This window comes from Nonomuraea sp. MTCD27, assembly GCF_041950495.1.
GTDB lineage: Bacteria > Actinomycetota > Actinomycetes > Streptosporangiales > Streptosporangiaceae > Nonomuraea.
Window position 1 is genome coordinate 1 of sequence record NZ_JBGNUW010000031.1, and the last position, 13,441, is coordinate 13,441.

Annotated in this window: 13 protein-coding genes; 6 read left to right on the top strand and 7 right to left on the bottom strand. The window is 71.6% G+C overall.

Features of this window, described 5'->3' with window-relative positions; translation table 11 throughout:
- Both ACBJ59_RS54650 and ACBJ59_RS54655 read left to right on the top strand, forming a co-directional pair.
- A partial coding sequence (locus ACBJ59_RS54650; RefSeq protein ID WP_375117909.1) for a hypothetical protein occupies positions 1-479 on the top strand: 479 nt, incomplete at its 5' end.
- Positions 480-555: 76 nt separating this feature from the next.
- Positions 556-1,347 (top strand): maleylpyruvate isomerase family mycothiol-dependent enzyme, encoded by a 792-nt coding sequence (locus tag ACBJ59_RS54655; protein WP_375117910.1) that lies wholly within the window; start codon positions 556-558, stop codon positions 1,345-1,347.
- Positions 1,348-1,359: 12 nt separating this feature from the next.
- On the opposite strand, the gene ACBJ59_RS54660 is transcribed toward ACBJ59_RS54655, so the two are convergent.
- Genes ACBJ59_RS54660 through ACBJ59_RS54670 form a run of 3 tightly spaced genes read right to left on the bottom strand, consistent with a single transcriptional unit; the run spans position 1,360 to position 4,866 of the window.
- On the bottom strand, positions 1,360-2,532 hold the full coding sequence (locus tag ACBJ59_RS54660; protein WP_375117911.1) for a ScyD/ScyE family protein: 1,173 nt from the start codon (positions 2,530-2,532) through the stop codon (positions 1,360-1,362).
- A gap of 7 nt (positions 2,533-2,539) precedes the next feature.
- Entirely contained in the window at positions 2,540-3,760 is a 1,221-nt protein-coding gene (locus ACBJ59_RS54665) for a hypothetical protein (RefSeq protein WP_375117912.1), read from the bottom strand.
- Positions 3,757-4,866 carry a ThiF family adenylyltransferase gene (locus ACBJ59_RS54670; RefSeq protein ID WP_375117913.1) on the bottom strand — a complete coding sequence of 370 codons (1,110 nt, stop codon included), beginning with the start codon at positions 4,864-4,866 and terminating at the stop codon, positions 3,757-3,759. The genes ACBJ59_RS54665 and ACBJ59_RS54670 overlap by 4 nt, the downstream gene beginning before the upstream one ends.
- Before the next feature lie 389 nt (positions 4,867-5,255).
- Here ACBJ59_RS54670 and ACBJ59_RS54675 point away from each other — a divergent pair, with 389 nt between their 5' ends.
- The gene (locus ACBJ59_RS54675) at positions 5,256-6,245 is read left to right on the top strand and encodes a S66 peptidase family protein (RefSeq protein ID WP_375118010.1); all 990 of its coding nucleotides are present in this window, start codon (positions 5,256-5,258) and stop codon (positions 6,243-6,245) included.
- Between the two features lie 18 nt (positions 6,246-6,263).
- Here ACBJ59_RS54675 and ACBJ59_RS54680 read toward each other — a convergent pair whose 3' ends face one another.
- Both ACBJ59_RS54680 and ACBJ59_RS54685 read right to left on the bottom strand, forming a co-directional pair.
- On the bottom strand, positions 6,264-7,280 hold the full coding sequence (locus ACBJ59_RS54680; protein ID WP_375117914.1) for a hypothetical protein: 1,017 nt from the start codon (positions 7,278-7,280) through the stop codon (positions 6,264-6,266).
- 223 nt (positions 7,281-7,503) lie between these two features.
- Positions 7,504-8,316 (bottom strand): helix-turn-helix transcriptional regulator, encoded by an 813-nt coding sequence (locus ACBJ59_RS54685; protein ID WP_375117915.1) that lies wholly within the window; start codon positions 8,314-8,316, stop codon positions 7,504-7,506.
- Positions 8,317-8,442: 126 nt separating this feature from the next.
- Here ACBJ59_RS54685 and ACBJ59_RS54690 point away from each other — a divergent pair, with 126 nt between their 5' ends.
- From ACBJ59_RS54690 to ACBJ59_RS54700, 3 genes are all read left to right on the top strand, one after another.
- Entirely contained in the window at positions 8,443-9,231 is a 789-nt protein-coding gene (locus ACBJ59_RS54690; protein ID WP_375117916.1) for an SDR family NAD(P)-dependent oxidoreductase, read from the top strand.
- A 214-nt stretch (positions 9,232-9,445) separates the two neighbouring features.
- Entirely contained in the window at positions 9,446-9,850 is a 405-nt protein-coding gene (locus ACBJ59_RS54695; RefSeq protein WP_375117917.1) for a hypothetical protein, read from the top strand.
- 95 nt (positions 9,851-9,945) lie between these two features.
- Complete coding sequence (locus tag ACBJ59_RS54700) at positions 9,946-10,785, top strand: GNAT family N-acetyltransferase (RefSeq protein WP_375117918.1); 840 nt, start codon at positions 9,946-9,948, stop codon at positions 10,783-10,785.
- On the opposite strand, the gene ACBJ59_RS54705 is transcribed toward ACBJ59_RS54700, so the two are convergent.
- Positions 10,776-11,732, bottom strand: a complete 957-nt coding sequence (locus tag ACBJ59_RS54705; RefSeq protein ID WP_375117919.1) for a WxL protein peptidoglycan domain-containing protein — start codon at positions 11,730-11,732, stop codon at positions 10,776-10,778. The genes ACBJ59_RS54700 and ACBJ59_RS54705 overlap by 10 nt on opposite strands.
- 65 nt (positions 11,733-11,797) lie before the next feature.
- Positions 11,798-13,342 (bottom strand): fibronectin type III domain-containing protein, encoded by a 1,545-nt coding sequence (locus ACBJ59_RS54710; RefSeq protein WP_375117920.1) that lies wholly within the window; start codon positions 13,340-13,342, stop codon positions 11,798-11,800.
- Between the last annotated feature and the right edge of the window lie 99 nt (positions 13,343-13,441).

Consider the following 13,441-nt stretch of genomic DNA (forward strand, 5'->3'; position numbering starts at 1 on the left):
CCCCCACCCCCACCCCCGGGCAGGGCTTCACCATCGACGGGTCGGCGTCCGACTGGGCCGGGACGGTGCCGCTGATGACCGGCACCGGTGACGTGCAGTCGATCTCGGCGGCCAGCGACGGCGTCCACCTGTACCTGCTCGCCCGCGGCACCGGCCTCAACGTCCTGGAGCAGTTCTTCCTCGACACCGACAACAATCCCGCGACCGGTTACGCGGCGGCCGGCTGGACGAACCCGTCGGGCGCCGAGTTGATGCTGGAGAACGCGAACCTCTACCGCCACGGCGGCAGCGGCTGGTCGTGGACCCCGCGCGGCCAGGCCACCTTCGCCCGCAACGACGGTGTCGTCGAGGCGGCCGTCCCCCTGACCAGCCTCGGCCTCTCGCCGGGGCAGCGGCTCAGGATCGGCTTCATCCGGAACAACTCCGCCACCGCCCGCCTGCCTCAGACGTCCGGAACCCTGCCCGCCTTCGGTGTCTGACGGCCACGATACGTTCGCTGTGAGGGCGGGCGACGACGCCCGCCCTCGCAGCCGCCGACACACCTCGGGAGAACGTATGACAGGCTCCGACGCGGTGATCGCCGCACTCCGTACCGAATACGGCGTGCTCACCGAAGCAGTGTCCTCATTCGGCGAGGACGACCTGGCCGGGCCCTCGGGCGCGGCCGAATGGGATGTCTCGGAGGTGCTGAGCCATCTCGGCAGCGGCGCCGAGATCACGCGGGCCACCCTCCGGGCCGCTCTGGACGGAGAGCCGGCTCCGGGCCAGGACTTCATGCACAGCGTCTGGGACCGGTGGAACGCCATGACGCGCCGCCAGCGCGCCGACGGCTTCCTCCAGGCGAACGAGAGCCTGACCGCGCTGTACGAATCCCTCGACGCGCCCACCCGGACCAACCTGCGCATCGATCTGGGCTTCCTGCCCGCCCCGGTGGACCTGGCCACGGCGGCGCGGATGCGGCTCAGCGAGCTGGCCCTGCACTCGTGGGACGTACGCGTCGCCTTCGACGAGCACGCCGTGCTCACCCCGGCCGCCACCCACCAGCTCCTGCACGGCTCGCCCGACCTCATCGGCTGGACCGGCAAGCCCGAGCAGCTCGAGGGCCGGCAGGCGGTCGTCCAGGTCACCACGACCGAGCCCGCGTCGGAGTTCGCCCTGCGCCTGGGCGAACGGATCAGCGTGGACTTCGACCTCCCCGACAAGCCCGACGGCACGCTCGAACTGCCCGCCGAAGCCTGGTTGCGGCTGGTGGCCGGCCGGCTGGCGCCGCGCCACACCCCCGGCGACGTCGTCACCACCGGCGCCGCCGAGCTCGACCTGCTGCGCCGGGTCTTCCCCGGCTACTGAGCCGCGGGGGCGTCAGCCGCGGGGCACCTTGACGCGCAGGAGCTGCCCCGTGTCGCCGGCGCCCGTGCTGCGGTTGGTCACGTAGAACACGCCGTCCCCGGCGTACGCCACCCCGCCCGGGTTCTCCAGGCCGGTGGTGGCCAGGTCGGTCCGTGACCCGTCGGCGTTCACCCGCACCAGCCGGCCGGTCACGGTGTCCCCGCCGTGCCCGGGATTGCCGTCGAAGAGGCCGTCCTTCGCCATCTCCAGCACGATCAGCCGGCCGCGCTCGTCGAAGGTGAGGTCGGCGATGTTGGTGAAGCCGTCGGCGTACACCGTGGGGGCCCGGCCGGGGACCAGCCGCCAGACCTTGGCCTCGCCCTTGTGGTACGGGAAACCGCTGAGCTCGCCGACGTAGAACGCGCCGCCGGGGCCCCGGACCACCGCCGTCGGCACGGATTCGACGAGCCCGCCCGGATCGGCGGCCGGGGCCCTGGCCGGGAGCACGGCGAGCACCTTGATGCCGCCGTCCGGCCGGACCAGCAGCACGTCGTTGCCGGACGCGTCCACGACGACGGTCCCGTACGGGCCGGAATCCAGGCCGTAGAGGTTGGACTCGGTGTCGCCCGGATGCGGGTCGTGCCGCTGCTCGTACGTGGCGAGGTCGGCCTCGGGAACGAGGCCGCCCGAGTGACCGGTGACCCGGGCGAGCTGCCCGAGCGGCACCGCCCCCGGGCCGAGCTGGTCGCGGAACGGCCGTTCGCCGGCGAGCCCGAAGACGGCGCGCAGGTGGCCGGCCGGGCTCAGGCTCAGGTCGTGCACGCCGAGCACGCTGAACCGCTGGGCCCCGCTGTCGTCGTAGATCCCGGTGGAGGGCAGGCCGGTGACGATCCGGCGCCCGGACCGGCGGCGCTCGGAGTACTGGAAGATCGCCCCGGTCGGCCCGTAGCACCAGACCGCGCCGAGACCGGTCTGCCCGCAGGTGCCGCCGTCGGGTCCCGACGGCCCGCCCTCGCCGGCCTCGGCGACCAGCACCCGGCGGTTGCCCGCGTCATAGATGAGCCCGCGCGGGGTGTCCAGCCCTTCGGCCACCACCTCGATCGTGCCGCCTGCCCGCGCCGCGGCGGGATCCGCGGGCAGTATCAGTGTGCTCAGCGCCGTGCCGGTCAAGGCCAGGGCCAGGGCGCCGCGTGTCGATTTCTTCATCTGCAACCTAAGGAGAGCCGACGGATAACTCGCCGCCCCGGCGGTCCCGTCGTTCGACGACGAGCACCCAGGCGAGCGCGGCGAGCTGGAACGCGACCAGCAGCAGGAAGCCGAGGCCGTCCCAGAAGTGGGAGGAGGACGGGCCGCCGCCGATACCCCGCAGCGCGAGGTCGACCATCTGACTCAGCGCGGGGACCGTCAGCAGGCCCAGCACGGCGAACGCCGCGGCCGAGCCGAGCAGGTAGAAGGGCGCGTACCAGCGGACGATGCGCAGCTCGCGCGCGGGCACCAGGCTCATGTCGTGCCGCGGCGGCCGGTTGACCAGCGACCGCACGGCATCGGCGAGCCAGTGCCGGGTGTCCTCCATCAAGTTGCCGAGCCGCAGCCAGTTGACGAGCACGTAGTACATGTCCGTACGCATGAACACCTGGAACTGGAAGATCACCGAAAGGGCCAGCGCGTACGCGACCGCGCGGGCCAGCTGCCCGGCGGGACCGCTCAGGCCGAGGAGCTGACCGGCGAGGCAACCGAGCATGACGGCCAGGTCCCAGGTCATCCCGGCGAGGAAGACGGCGTACCGGCGGCGGCGGGGGGCGGACCGCACCCCGCTCACGTCGGTCTGCGCGACCAGGAAGTACAGCCGGCGGCTCAGCGAGAGCGAGCCGGTGCAGCCGAGGGCCCGCGCGATGATGGCGTGCGCGCACTCGTGCAGCAGGACGAGTCCCCAGCCGACGAAGCCCAGCGTGACGGCGTTGACGAGGGCCCCGTCGAACGGCAGCGCGTCCGACGGCCGGGGCAGCAGCTGCGGGTAGGCCAGCAGCAGCACCGGCACGGCGACCCAGACGGCCAGGTAGAGGGCGAGCATCGGCCGGGTGACCAGCCAGGCGACCCGCTCCTGCCGGACGTTCGCCAGCAGGGTCAGCCCCCTGCGCGGCGCGGCGGGGCCGAGCGGGTCGTCGAGCACCTGGCCGTCCACGGACGCGACGAAGCCGCACTCACCGATTCCCTCGAGGAACTCGTCGAGCTCGGGCTCGGCGCCGAACCGGTCGGCGAAGCGCTCGCGCACCTCCGCGAGCCGCAGCCCGAGCGCGAGCGACTCCAGCAACGCGACTCCCTCGACCGGCAACCGCACGAACTGCCCGGTCTCCGGCCTGCCGACCTCCCACTCGCCGTCCTCCTCGACGCCGAAGTGCAGCTCGTGCAGGGTGACGACGCTGTCGTCGTTCATGCGCTCACCGCGGGGGCGACCGCTGATCCACAGGCCGTGCAATCAGCGAGCCGGCCGGGCTCGGCGAACTCGGTGTTCATGCGCAGCAGGTCGATGAAGAGCATGCGGCCGCGAATGACCGGCTCCGCCATTCCGGTGAGATATTTCACCGCCTCCAGAGCGGCCAGATTGCCGATCATCCCGGCGAGCGGGGCCATGCAGGGATTGACCGTGCGGTCCCCGATGACGTCCATGAAATAACGTTGTGACGGGCCGTACCAGGGGAATTTGGCGAGCGCGTCCTGCTCCGCGCACTGGAAACAGGCGCTTTCCTGCGGAATATGCATCATGAGATTCACCGTGAGCCCGCTCTGCGAGCCCCGCACCCACGCGATTCCCTCGGCCAGCGCCGCCTCGTTGAGCCACTGGTAAAGCTGGATTCGCGGCCGATCCGCGGCGCAGATGATGAGATCGCGGCCCGCCATGATGGCCCGCGCCGCGTCCACGCCGTCCACCATCGTGTTCAGGGTGGTGATGGTGACGTGCGGGTTGATCAGGCTCAGCCGGTCGGCCGAGGCGTCGGTCTTCAACCGGCCTATGTCGCGGTCGGTGTAGAGGATCTGGCGGTTGAGATTCATCAGCTCGACCCGGTCGTAGTCCACCAGCAGGATGTCGCCCACGCCGATCGCGGCCAGGCTCATCGCGACGAACGAGCCGAGCCCGCCGAGCCCGAGCAGGGTGACCCTCGCTCCCTGCAGCCGGCGCTGGAAGTCGTACGACGTGGCCGGCGGGCGGTGGAAGTAGGAGAAGAACTCGAGGTTGCGCCGGTAACGCTCCAGCTCGGCGGGGGAGAGGCTGTCCGGCGGCGGGATCGCGGCGTCCTCCGCGAAGCCGGCGTCTCCGAGCGCGGCGACCGCGTCCTCGACGTCGGTCAGGGTGACGTCACGGTTCTCGCCCCGCATGCCGGCGAGCAGCTCCGGCACGGTACGCGTGCCGTCCATGAGCTCCATCAGCCGCCAGGTGTTGCCCTGCTCGTCGTCCTCCAGTTCGGAGGCGATGCCCAGGTCCATGCTGGCGATCCGGATGCGTCCGGCACCGATGGGAATCGGCGGGAAGACTAATTTCATCCGTGGGCGTTGCATATCTTCTTTTCTCCGTGTTCCTCGGCGTGTTCCTCATCGGACAAGGCGGCCCGGGGCCCGGCCCCGCACCGCTGCCGATGCCGGGGCCGGGTAATAGGGCATCAGCAGTCGCCGCAGCAGCAGCAAGCGTTACAGGCAGCAGTCGTCTCGATCTTCTCGAGGCGCCGGATCTGAACCTTCATCGTTGTCCACCTCCTTTCATGCACCCGGGGACACGAATTCACGAGCGAATCCGTCGTCCCTTTGCCCAGGGTCACAGGAGCCGTTGCGATTTCGTTTCAACCGCCATTCCGGCGCGCGGGTCCCGCTTCGCTGAGCTGCGGATGTCCTTCGTCCTTAAGGGAGGGCGGCGGTGCCGATAGGCTTCCGGGGTGATGGATGTGATGTTCCCGCCCAAGCTGAAGGCAGGCGACGGCGTGCGCGTGGTGGCGCCGGCCAGGTCCCGCGCGATGGTGATGGAGCACGACCACACCGGCCTCATCGACTCCCGGTTCGCCGAGCTCGGCCTGACGCTCTCGTACGGCGACCACGTCGACGAGCGGGACGCGTTCGACTCCGCCGGCGTCGCCTCACGGGTCGCCGACCTGCACGAAGCCTTCGCGGACCCGTCGGTGGCGGCGATCCTGACGGTCATCGGCGGCTACAACTGCAACGAGCTCCTGCCGTTCCTGGACTGGGAGCTGATCCGGGCCAACCCGAAGATCCTGTGCGGCTACTCCGACATCTCCGCCCTGCAGAACGCCATCCTCGCCCGCGCCGGGCTGGTCACCTACTCGGGGCCGCACTGGTCGACGTTCGGGATGCGGGATCACTTCGAGCAGACGCTCGGCTGGTTCACCTCGGTCATGTTCGGCACCGCCCCCGTCGCCCTGTCGCCGGCGGCGCACTGGAGCGACGACCTCTGGTTCCTCGACCAGGACAAGCGCGAGCTCATCCCCAACGACGGGTGGTGGCGGATCCGGCCGGGCGCCGCGGAGGGGCACCTCGTCGGCGGCAACCTGGCCACGCTGAACCTGCTGCAGGGCACCCCGTACATGCCCTCACTCGACGGCGCGATCCTGATCCTCGAGGACGACCTGGAGTCGCACCCGGCGACCTTCGCCCGCGACCTGACCTCCCTGCTGCAGCTTCCCGACGGCGCGCGGGTCCGTGGGCTGGCGATCGGCCGGTTCCAGCAGGCCAGCCGCATGTCCCGCCCGCTGCTGGAGCAGATCGTCGCCACCCAGCCGGCGCTGGCGGGCCTCCCCGTCCTGGCCAACATCGACGTCGGCCACACCTATCCGCTGGCCACCTTCCCGATCGGCGGCCAGGCCCGGCTCACCGTCACCGGCACGGACGCGGACCTGACCCTGCTGCGTCACTGACCCTGCGCTGATCCTCCGCTACTCCTGCTGAGCGGACAGGTCGCGGCGGACGCGGCAGGCGTCGGCGATGCGGTTGGCGGCGACGTAGACCAGGTTGACGGTCAGGATCGCGGGGGCGATCACCGCCACGAAGCCCGGGAAGTCGCGCTCGAAGGCCAGGGCCAGGATCACCGCGGTGATGCCGTTCTGCTGGGCCAGCCCGAGGTGCACCCGGTCGGCGGCGGGCAGCCCACGCGTGAGGACGAGTGCCGCGAGCATCTGCGCGGCGAACGCCGCCAGCCCCAGCAGGACGCCCATCATCAGGTTCGCCCCGCCGACCAGCAACAGCCCCATCAGGAACGCCGACAGGGCGAACGCTACGCTCACCGCCCGCGCCAGCCATCGCGGGTCCGGCAGCCGCAGGTAGAGCCCGGCGGCCGCCACGCCGAGCATGAGCGAGCTCCACGCCGCGGACAGGACCGCGCTGATCGCCGCGAGGTAGCTCAGCACCGGCGGCGCGTTCCTGATCAGCCGCCACACCCCGTACGCGACCGCGACGAACAGCGCGTTCAGCCCCAGATCCGCCAGGTACGCCGCCGACAGGCCGTCCTGGCCCGGCTTGGTGAACGACACGGCGTAGAACGCCAGGATCACGGTCACCGGATCGTCGAAGGACGACCACGCGCCGAGGATGGTCCGGGCCCGGTCCGACAGGCGGTTGCCGCCCATGGTCGAGGCCACCGACAGCGGGTCGATCTGGGCGACGGTCACCGCCAGGATCATCGCCCGCGGGTCCCCGGACACCAGATAGACCACGCCGGCGATGAAGGCCGCCTTCAGCAGCACCCCGACGGTCACCGCGAGCAGGATCAGCCGGGTGTGCCGGCGCGCCTCGGTCCGGTCGATGCCGTGCGTGCTGCCGTACAGGCCCACCGCGAGCAGCAGACTGCTGAGCAGCAGGTAGCCGCCGGAGTGCTCCAGCCGGGACAGGCCGGTCAGGTCTGCGGTCACCCAGCCGAACCCGACGAGCAGCAGCAGGAAACCGATCCTGACCAACGTTCCTCCTCCAAGAGGGCGAATCACTGGATTGAGGATCGGCTGCGTCGCGGAGGTTGTCCAGAGGGCTGGGGCTCCGGCGACCTCCCCCGGGACCGGCGGGCGAACACGCGGCGCCGCCCCTCCTCCTCGGTGCGTACGTACGAGCTGGAGGAGCGGGCACGGGCCGCGGCGGTCCGGCTCGACTGGCCGGGGCAGCCGGAGCCGGGCCTGAGGGTGGAGCTCACCGGGGCACGTCCATGCGCTGCGTGCCGATGACCGACAGCAGCCGCAGCGCCTCCTCCGACGGCGAGCCGGGCGTGGCGGTGTAGATCACGACCCGCTGGTCCCGGTCGGCGATGTCGAGGACGTCGCAGTTGACGGTGACCGGGCCGACCAGCGGGTGCTGGAAGGTCTTGCGCAAGGTGGGCTCGGAGCTCACGTCGTGGGAGGCCCACAGGCGCGCGAACTCCTCGCTCCCGGCCAGGAGATCGCGCACCAGCTCGGCCACTTCCGGATCGTCCGGGTAGCGGGCGGCGGCGGCGCGCAGGTTCTGGGTCGCGCGGCGGCCGAACTCGTCGGCGTCCGACACCCCGTACAACCGCCGCCCGTCCGGGTGCGGTCCGAGGAAGGCGCGGCGCAGGAGGTTGCGGTCGCGTCGCGGCACGGCGGAGAAGTCCTCCATGAGGGCGGCCGCCAGGTCGTTCCAGGCGATCACCTCGTGCGTCGCGGACGTCACGGTCGCGGCGGCCAGCGGCAGCCGCCGCAGCAGGTCGAGGATGCTCTGCCGCACCTCGCGCGAGGGCCCCGGCGGGGGGCCGGGCGGGGCGCCGGCGAGGTGGTGGAGGTGGACGCGCTCGGCGTCCGACAGGCGCAGCGCCCGGGCCAGCCCGGCCAGCACCTCCCGCGACGGGCGCGGGCCACGGGCCTGCTCCAGCCGCGTGTAGTACTCGGTCGAGATGTACGCCAGCTGCGCCGCCTCCTCACGGCGCAACCCCGGGCGTACGGCGCCGCGGCCCGGCCGGCAGACCCACGTCGGAGGGCGTGATCCGCTCACGCCTGCTGCGCAGGAAGGCCGCCAGTTCTCGTCTGTCCATACCTCCAGTGTGTGCCGGTCCGGGCCGTTCATGCAGGTACCGGCGGTACCTGGATGGGCTCGGCGGACCCGCGCAAGCTCGTAACCATGAACACGACACCGAACACCTCCGCCGGCTTGGGCCTGCTGGCCGGCAAGGTCGCCTTCATCACCGGCGCCGGGCGCGGCATCGGCGCCGCCGCGGCGCGGCTGTTCGCCCGGGAGGGCGCCCGGCTGCTGCTCGCGGCCCGGACCGAGGCCCAGCTGAAGGCCGTGACCGAGGAGGTCAGGGCGGCGGGCGGCACCGCCGACCACGTGGTGTGCGACCTGGCCGACGCGGCCGGCGTGCGGGCCGCCGTCGAGCGCGCCGTGGACCTGTACGGTCGGCTCGACGTGGCCTTCAACAACGGCGCGGCGTTCGTGCCGCCCGGCCCGATGGACCAGGTGGCGCAGGACGACTTCGACCACGTCTACGCCGTGAACCTCAGGGGCCCGTGGCTGGCCATGGTCGCCGAGGTCGCCGCCATTCGGGCGACCGCCGGCACGGGGGCCATCGTCAACAACTCCAGCGTCGGCAGCCTGGGGGCCAACCCCGAGTTGCCGGCCTACGGGGCGATGAAGCGGGCGGTCAACAGCCTCACCGAGTCGGCCGCCGTCACGTACGGCCCCGAGGGCATCCGCGTCAACGCCATCGCCCCCGGCGGCACCCTGACCGAGATGATCCGTACGTGGGAGCAAGATTCGCCCGGCCTCGTCGATCGGCTCAAGGCGCACACCCCGCTGGGCCGCTCGGCCGACCCCGGCGAGATCGCCCAGGCGGCCGCGTGGCTGCTCAGCGACCGTGCCTCCTTCGTCACCGGCGCGGTCCTCAGGGTCGACGGCGGGGCCCGGCTCTGACCGGGGTCCTACCGGCCGGCGGCTTCGGTCAGCGGGTCGCCGGCCGGGACTGTACGGCTCGTGCGCGCCATACAGTCTCGTGCGCGCCGCCTTTCGCCAAGACGGGGGAAATCCGCCGCCACCTTATCCCCATTTATGGATGAATGTCGCTTTTTGTGATGTCTGCCGGGGCAGGCCATGGAGCGCAGGACGACATAGGGGAGGGAAATCTCCGATGATCTACCATCACACACCTCGGGTAACCGGTTGGGTCGGCTGGGTCTGGTTCGGCGGCGCAATGATGGTCATGGCCGGGCTGTTCAACATCATCACCGGCCTGGCCGCCGTCTTCGCCAACCGCGTCTACGTACAGACCCCCGCCCGCCTCCTGCTCTTCGACATCACCACGTGGGGCTGGCTCCACTTCATCCTGGGCGTCCTCGTCCTGGCCACGGGTATCGGCGTCACCATGGGGCTGGACTGGGCCAGGATCGTCGGCGTCGTGCTGGTGATGCTGAACGCCCTGACCCAGCTGACCTGGATCGCGGTGAATCCCTGGTGGTCGCTCGCCGTCATCGCGATCGACGTGCTCGTGCTGTACGCGCTCATCGTCCACGGGCGGGAGGCCCGACCGACGTAACTTCACCCCGGCACAGAGACCGCAACGCCTCCTTATCCTGGGGCGGGAAGGCCGGTGATCGCCGGCCTTCGCGCATCAGGAGCAAGGAGCCGACAGTGACCGTCGAATGGGTCGCGCTGTCCCCCGCGGACATCCCGGCGATCGCCGAGCTCGCCCGGCGGTGCGTGGCCCGCGACGGCGGGCTCCCCGCGACCGCGTCCCCGCCCTTCCTGGAGCGCAGGTACGGCGCTGGGACGGCGCTGGGCGCGTTCGTCGACGGCCGCCTGGTCGCCTGCGGCGGCGTGCGCCCGGTGGGCGCCGCGTCGGCGGCGACCGGCCTGGTCGACCCGGGCCACCGGGGAGGGGGATTGGGGTCGAGCCTCCTGGACCAGCTGGTCGAGCGGGCGGGGCCGGTTCGGCTGGAGACCGAGTCGCTGACCCCGGAGGCCGACGCGCTCTTCCGCTCGCGTGGCTTCCGGCAGACGTTCGCCGAGGACGTCTACCGCCGCGACCTGACCCGGCCGCTCCCGGCCGTCCCCCTCCCGCCGGAGCTGGAGATCGAGGAGTGGTCGGAGGGCACCGAAGCCGCCTTCTACGAGGCCTACTCCGCCTCCTTCGCCGACCGCCCCGGCTTCCCCGGCTGGTCGCCGGAGGAGTGGGTGGACTGGCTGGTCGACGACGAGTTCCTGCCCGGCTGCTCGCTGGTGGCGCGGGAGGCGGGCCGGGCCGCCGGCTTCGTGGCGTGCGCGGAAGGGTTCCTGATCCAGGTCGGCGCCGTGCCCGGGTGGCGGCGGCGCGGCCTGGCGCGGGCGCTCGCGGCCGCCGCGCTCGACCGCATGCGCACGCGCGGCGCGACGGAGGTCTTCCTGGACGTCAACGTCGACAACCCGGCCTCGGCCGCCCTCTTCCGCGGCCTCGGATTCGAGGTGATCGCCCGCCGGGCCCGCTACGAGTGACGCCGCCGGCGGCGGAGGACCAGGGCCGCGACCACGCAGAGGGCGGCGAGGAGGAGCGGCAGTGCCCAGGGGGCGGTCCAGGTGTCCGCCGTGGTCTCGACGGCGGCGAGCGGGGCGACCGAGTTCGACGCGTCCGTGAGCAGCGGGACGAGGTTGATCGTCCCCGTCAGGCGCAGCAGGGGAGCCACGCCGTGCACCGGCACGGAGACCTTCCAGGTGTCGCCGGGGAGGAGCTGGGGCGAGTCGCCGATCCGCCCGGCGGGTACGCCCGAGCCCCCGAACGGGCCCGACACGGACACCGTCTGCCGGGCGGCGAGGATGGCGTTGCCGGTGTTGCGGATCGTGTACGTGACGGTGGCGTCACCCTTGCCCAGCGGACTGCCCGAGTAGCGCACCCGCGGGTCCTCCACCGACAGGCCGGGCTTCAGCGCGCCGCCCACCCGCAGCCGGATCCGGATGCCGAGCCGCCCGCCCGCGCCGGTCCCGTCCGCCTCGCCGGCCCCGGCGAGCGAGGTGACGATGCCGCCCATGTACTCGCCGGGCGCGGCGTCCTGCGGCAGCGTCACCGTGAACGGCACCTCGGCCGACCCGCCCGGCGGGACCGTCACCTCGGGCCGGGCCGGGTGGACCCACGCGCCCACGGCCGCCGGCTTCGTTTCCCTGGCGACCAGGTCGAGCCGGCCGTTCCCGGCGGTGAAGGCGTCGGCGGCGTACACCGCGAGGCGGAGCGGCGCGGTGCCGGGGTTGTCGACCACGAGACCGTCCGTGACCTGCCCGCCCGGGTCGATGGTGTAGCCGTAGTTCTGCCGGTCGGAGCCGAAGTCGTTGGCCGCCGTACGCACCGTCCAGGAGGTGTCCGCCGCGGCGGGTCCGGCCTGCGCGCCCGCGAGACCGAGCGCGGCGAGCAGCGCCACGGCGGCGGCCCGGCAGATCATGGTCGTACGCATCGGGTGATCCTCTGGAAGTGGTGAGGGGTGACGCCGGAAGGGGGCTCCGGCGCCACCCGGTTCATCTACTGGAGCCAGGCGGACTCGTCCGCGGCCGGCTTGTGCTCGTCGGACTTGCCGTGGTCGCCCTTGCCGTCGTACGGGTGGATGACCACCTTGTCGACGGTGGAGCCGACCGGCTGAGCGGCGGTGGCACCGCTGTCAGGGCCGCACCAGTCCTCCTGGCCCAGCTCGACCGCGGCGTTGGGGGCGGCGCAGGTGCCGCTGCGCAGGTTCTCGACGACCAGCTTGTCGTCGCGGACCTGCACCTTCACGTACGTACGGACGTGCTCCTGGTTCTCGACCGAGTTGGCCCAGTGGCTCTTGGGGTTCAGCGGGTCGGGGCCGTAGTTCGGGTCCTTGGTCGTGTCCGGGGCGGTCAGGTTGTAGTACTTGGAACCGGACGCGGAGTTCGCCGTCACGTAGATGACGCCGCCCGGCCCCTGGACCACCTCGGCGGCGCCGGGCTGCTCCTTCGGGTTCGCCTTCTGGCCGTTCTTGATCTCGTAGCTGCGGGTGTAGGCGTGGTCGTGACCCTGCAGGACCAGGTCGACGCCGAGGTTCGAGAAGGCGGTCGGGAAGTCCTTGCGGCGCTGCTGGTTGTCGCCGTCGTTGGCGTGGCTGGCCGGCGAGTAGATCGAGTGGTGGTAGACGAGCACCGTGTACTTGGCGTCGTCGCCGTGCTCCTTGACGACGTCGGTGACGTACTGGATGTGCGCGGCGTCGGCGCCGTTGGCGTAGGCGTTGCTGTTCAGGTCGATGAACAGGACGTCGTTGTACTCGTACCAGTAGTCACCGCCCGACCGGGTCGTCGCGTCGCCGTTGTAGTAGGGCGCGGAACGGTCGGTGTTCGGGGTCCAGAAGTGCTGCTCGTAGGCCTTGCCGCCGACGTCGTGGTTGCCGATGGTGGCGGCCCACGGGTACTGGCGCAGCTTGTCGGGCGCGAGGAACGCGTCCCACTGCGTCTCGGTGTTGGCGGTCTCGACCTGGTCGCCGCCCGAGACCAGGAGCGCGGTCTTCGGGTTGGCGGCGAGGGCGACGTTCAGGGTGTCCGCCCATCCGGCGGCGTCCTTGGCCACGTTGCCGGAGGCGCCGATCTGCGGGTCGCCGAAGAACAGGAAGTCGAAGTCGCCCTTGAAGTCCTGCGTCTCGAAGGAGTACGTCGGGGACCAGTTGCCCTCGAAGCCGACGCGGTAGGAGTACTTGGTCTTCTTCTTCAGGCCGTCGATGGTGACGTGGGCGTTGTAGCCGCCGTTGACCTTGTTCGCGGTGATGGTGGCCGGGAAGGTGGCGGCGTGCTTGTCGAACTCGCCGTGCTTCAGCTTGGCGGTCGGTACGACCTGGACCATCTGGGGTGTGTCGGTCGAGGAGTACCAGGACACGGCACGCTGCGACTCGCCGGCGCCCACACCGAGAACGATGCCGGTGAGCTTGGCGGTGTCGGTAGCGTGGGCCGCGGTCGCCAGGCCGCTGCCGAGCATCGCGGTGATGCCCATGGCAGCGGCGGTGGCGCCCACGGCCACCCGGCGCCGGACCGGCCCGAGGCCCTGTGTCCGATTTTCGAACTTCATCGGGGTTCCGTCCATTAAGGGGTGTTAAAGAGCTTTGTCACGGTTTCTGGGGTGGATGTCCTGGAGGTGAACCCTGGACGGGCACGTCGTTGCGCTTGA

What these genes read in the sequence shown, in the direction of transcription:
- ACBJ59_RS54695 (WP_375117917.1), top strand. Translation starts at nt 9,446, where the DNA reads ATGATCTACCATCACACACCTCGGGTAACCGGTTGGGTCGGCTGGGTC.
- ACBJ59_RS54710 (WP_375117920.1), bottom strand. Translation starts at nt 13,342, where the DNA reads ATGAAGTTCGAAAATCGGACACAGGGCCTCGGGCCGGTCCGGCGCCGG.
- ACBJ59_RS54705 (WP_375117919.1), bottom strand. Translation starts at nt 11,732, where the DNA reads ATGCGTACGACCATGATCTGCCGGGCCGCCGCCGTGGCGCTGCTCGCC.
- ACBJ59_RS54660 (WP_375117911.1), bottom strand. Translation starts at nt 2,532, where the DNA reads ATGAAGAAATCGACACGCGGCGCCCTGGCCCTGGCCTTGACCGGCACG.
- ACBJ59_RS54665 (WP_375117912.1), bottom strand. Translation starts at nt 3,760, where the DNA reads ATGAACGACGACAGCGTCGTCACCCTGCACGAGCTGCACTTCGGCGTC.
- ACBJ59_RS54675 (WP_375118010.1), top strand. Translation starts at nt 5,256, where the DNA reads ATGGATGTGATGTTCCCGCCCAAGCTGAAGGCAGGCGACGGCGTGCGC.
- ACBJ59_RS54655 (WP_375117910.1), top strand. Translation starts at nt 556, where the DNA reads ATGACAGGCTCCGACGCGGTGATCGCCGCACTCCGTACCGAATACGGC.
- ACBJ59_RS54670 (WP_375117913.1), bottom strand. Translation starts at nt 4,866, where the DNA reads ATGAAATTAGTCTTCCCGCCGATTCCCATCGGTGCCGGACGCATCCGG.
- ACBJ59_RS54690 (WP_375117916.1), top strand. Translation starts at nt 8,443, where the DNA reads ATGAACACGACACCGAACACCTCCGCCGGCTTGGGCCTGCTGGCCGGC.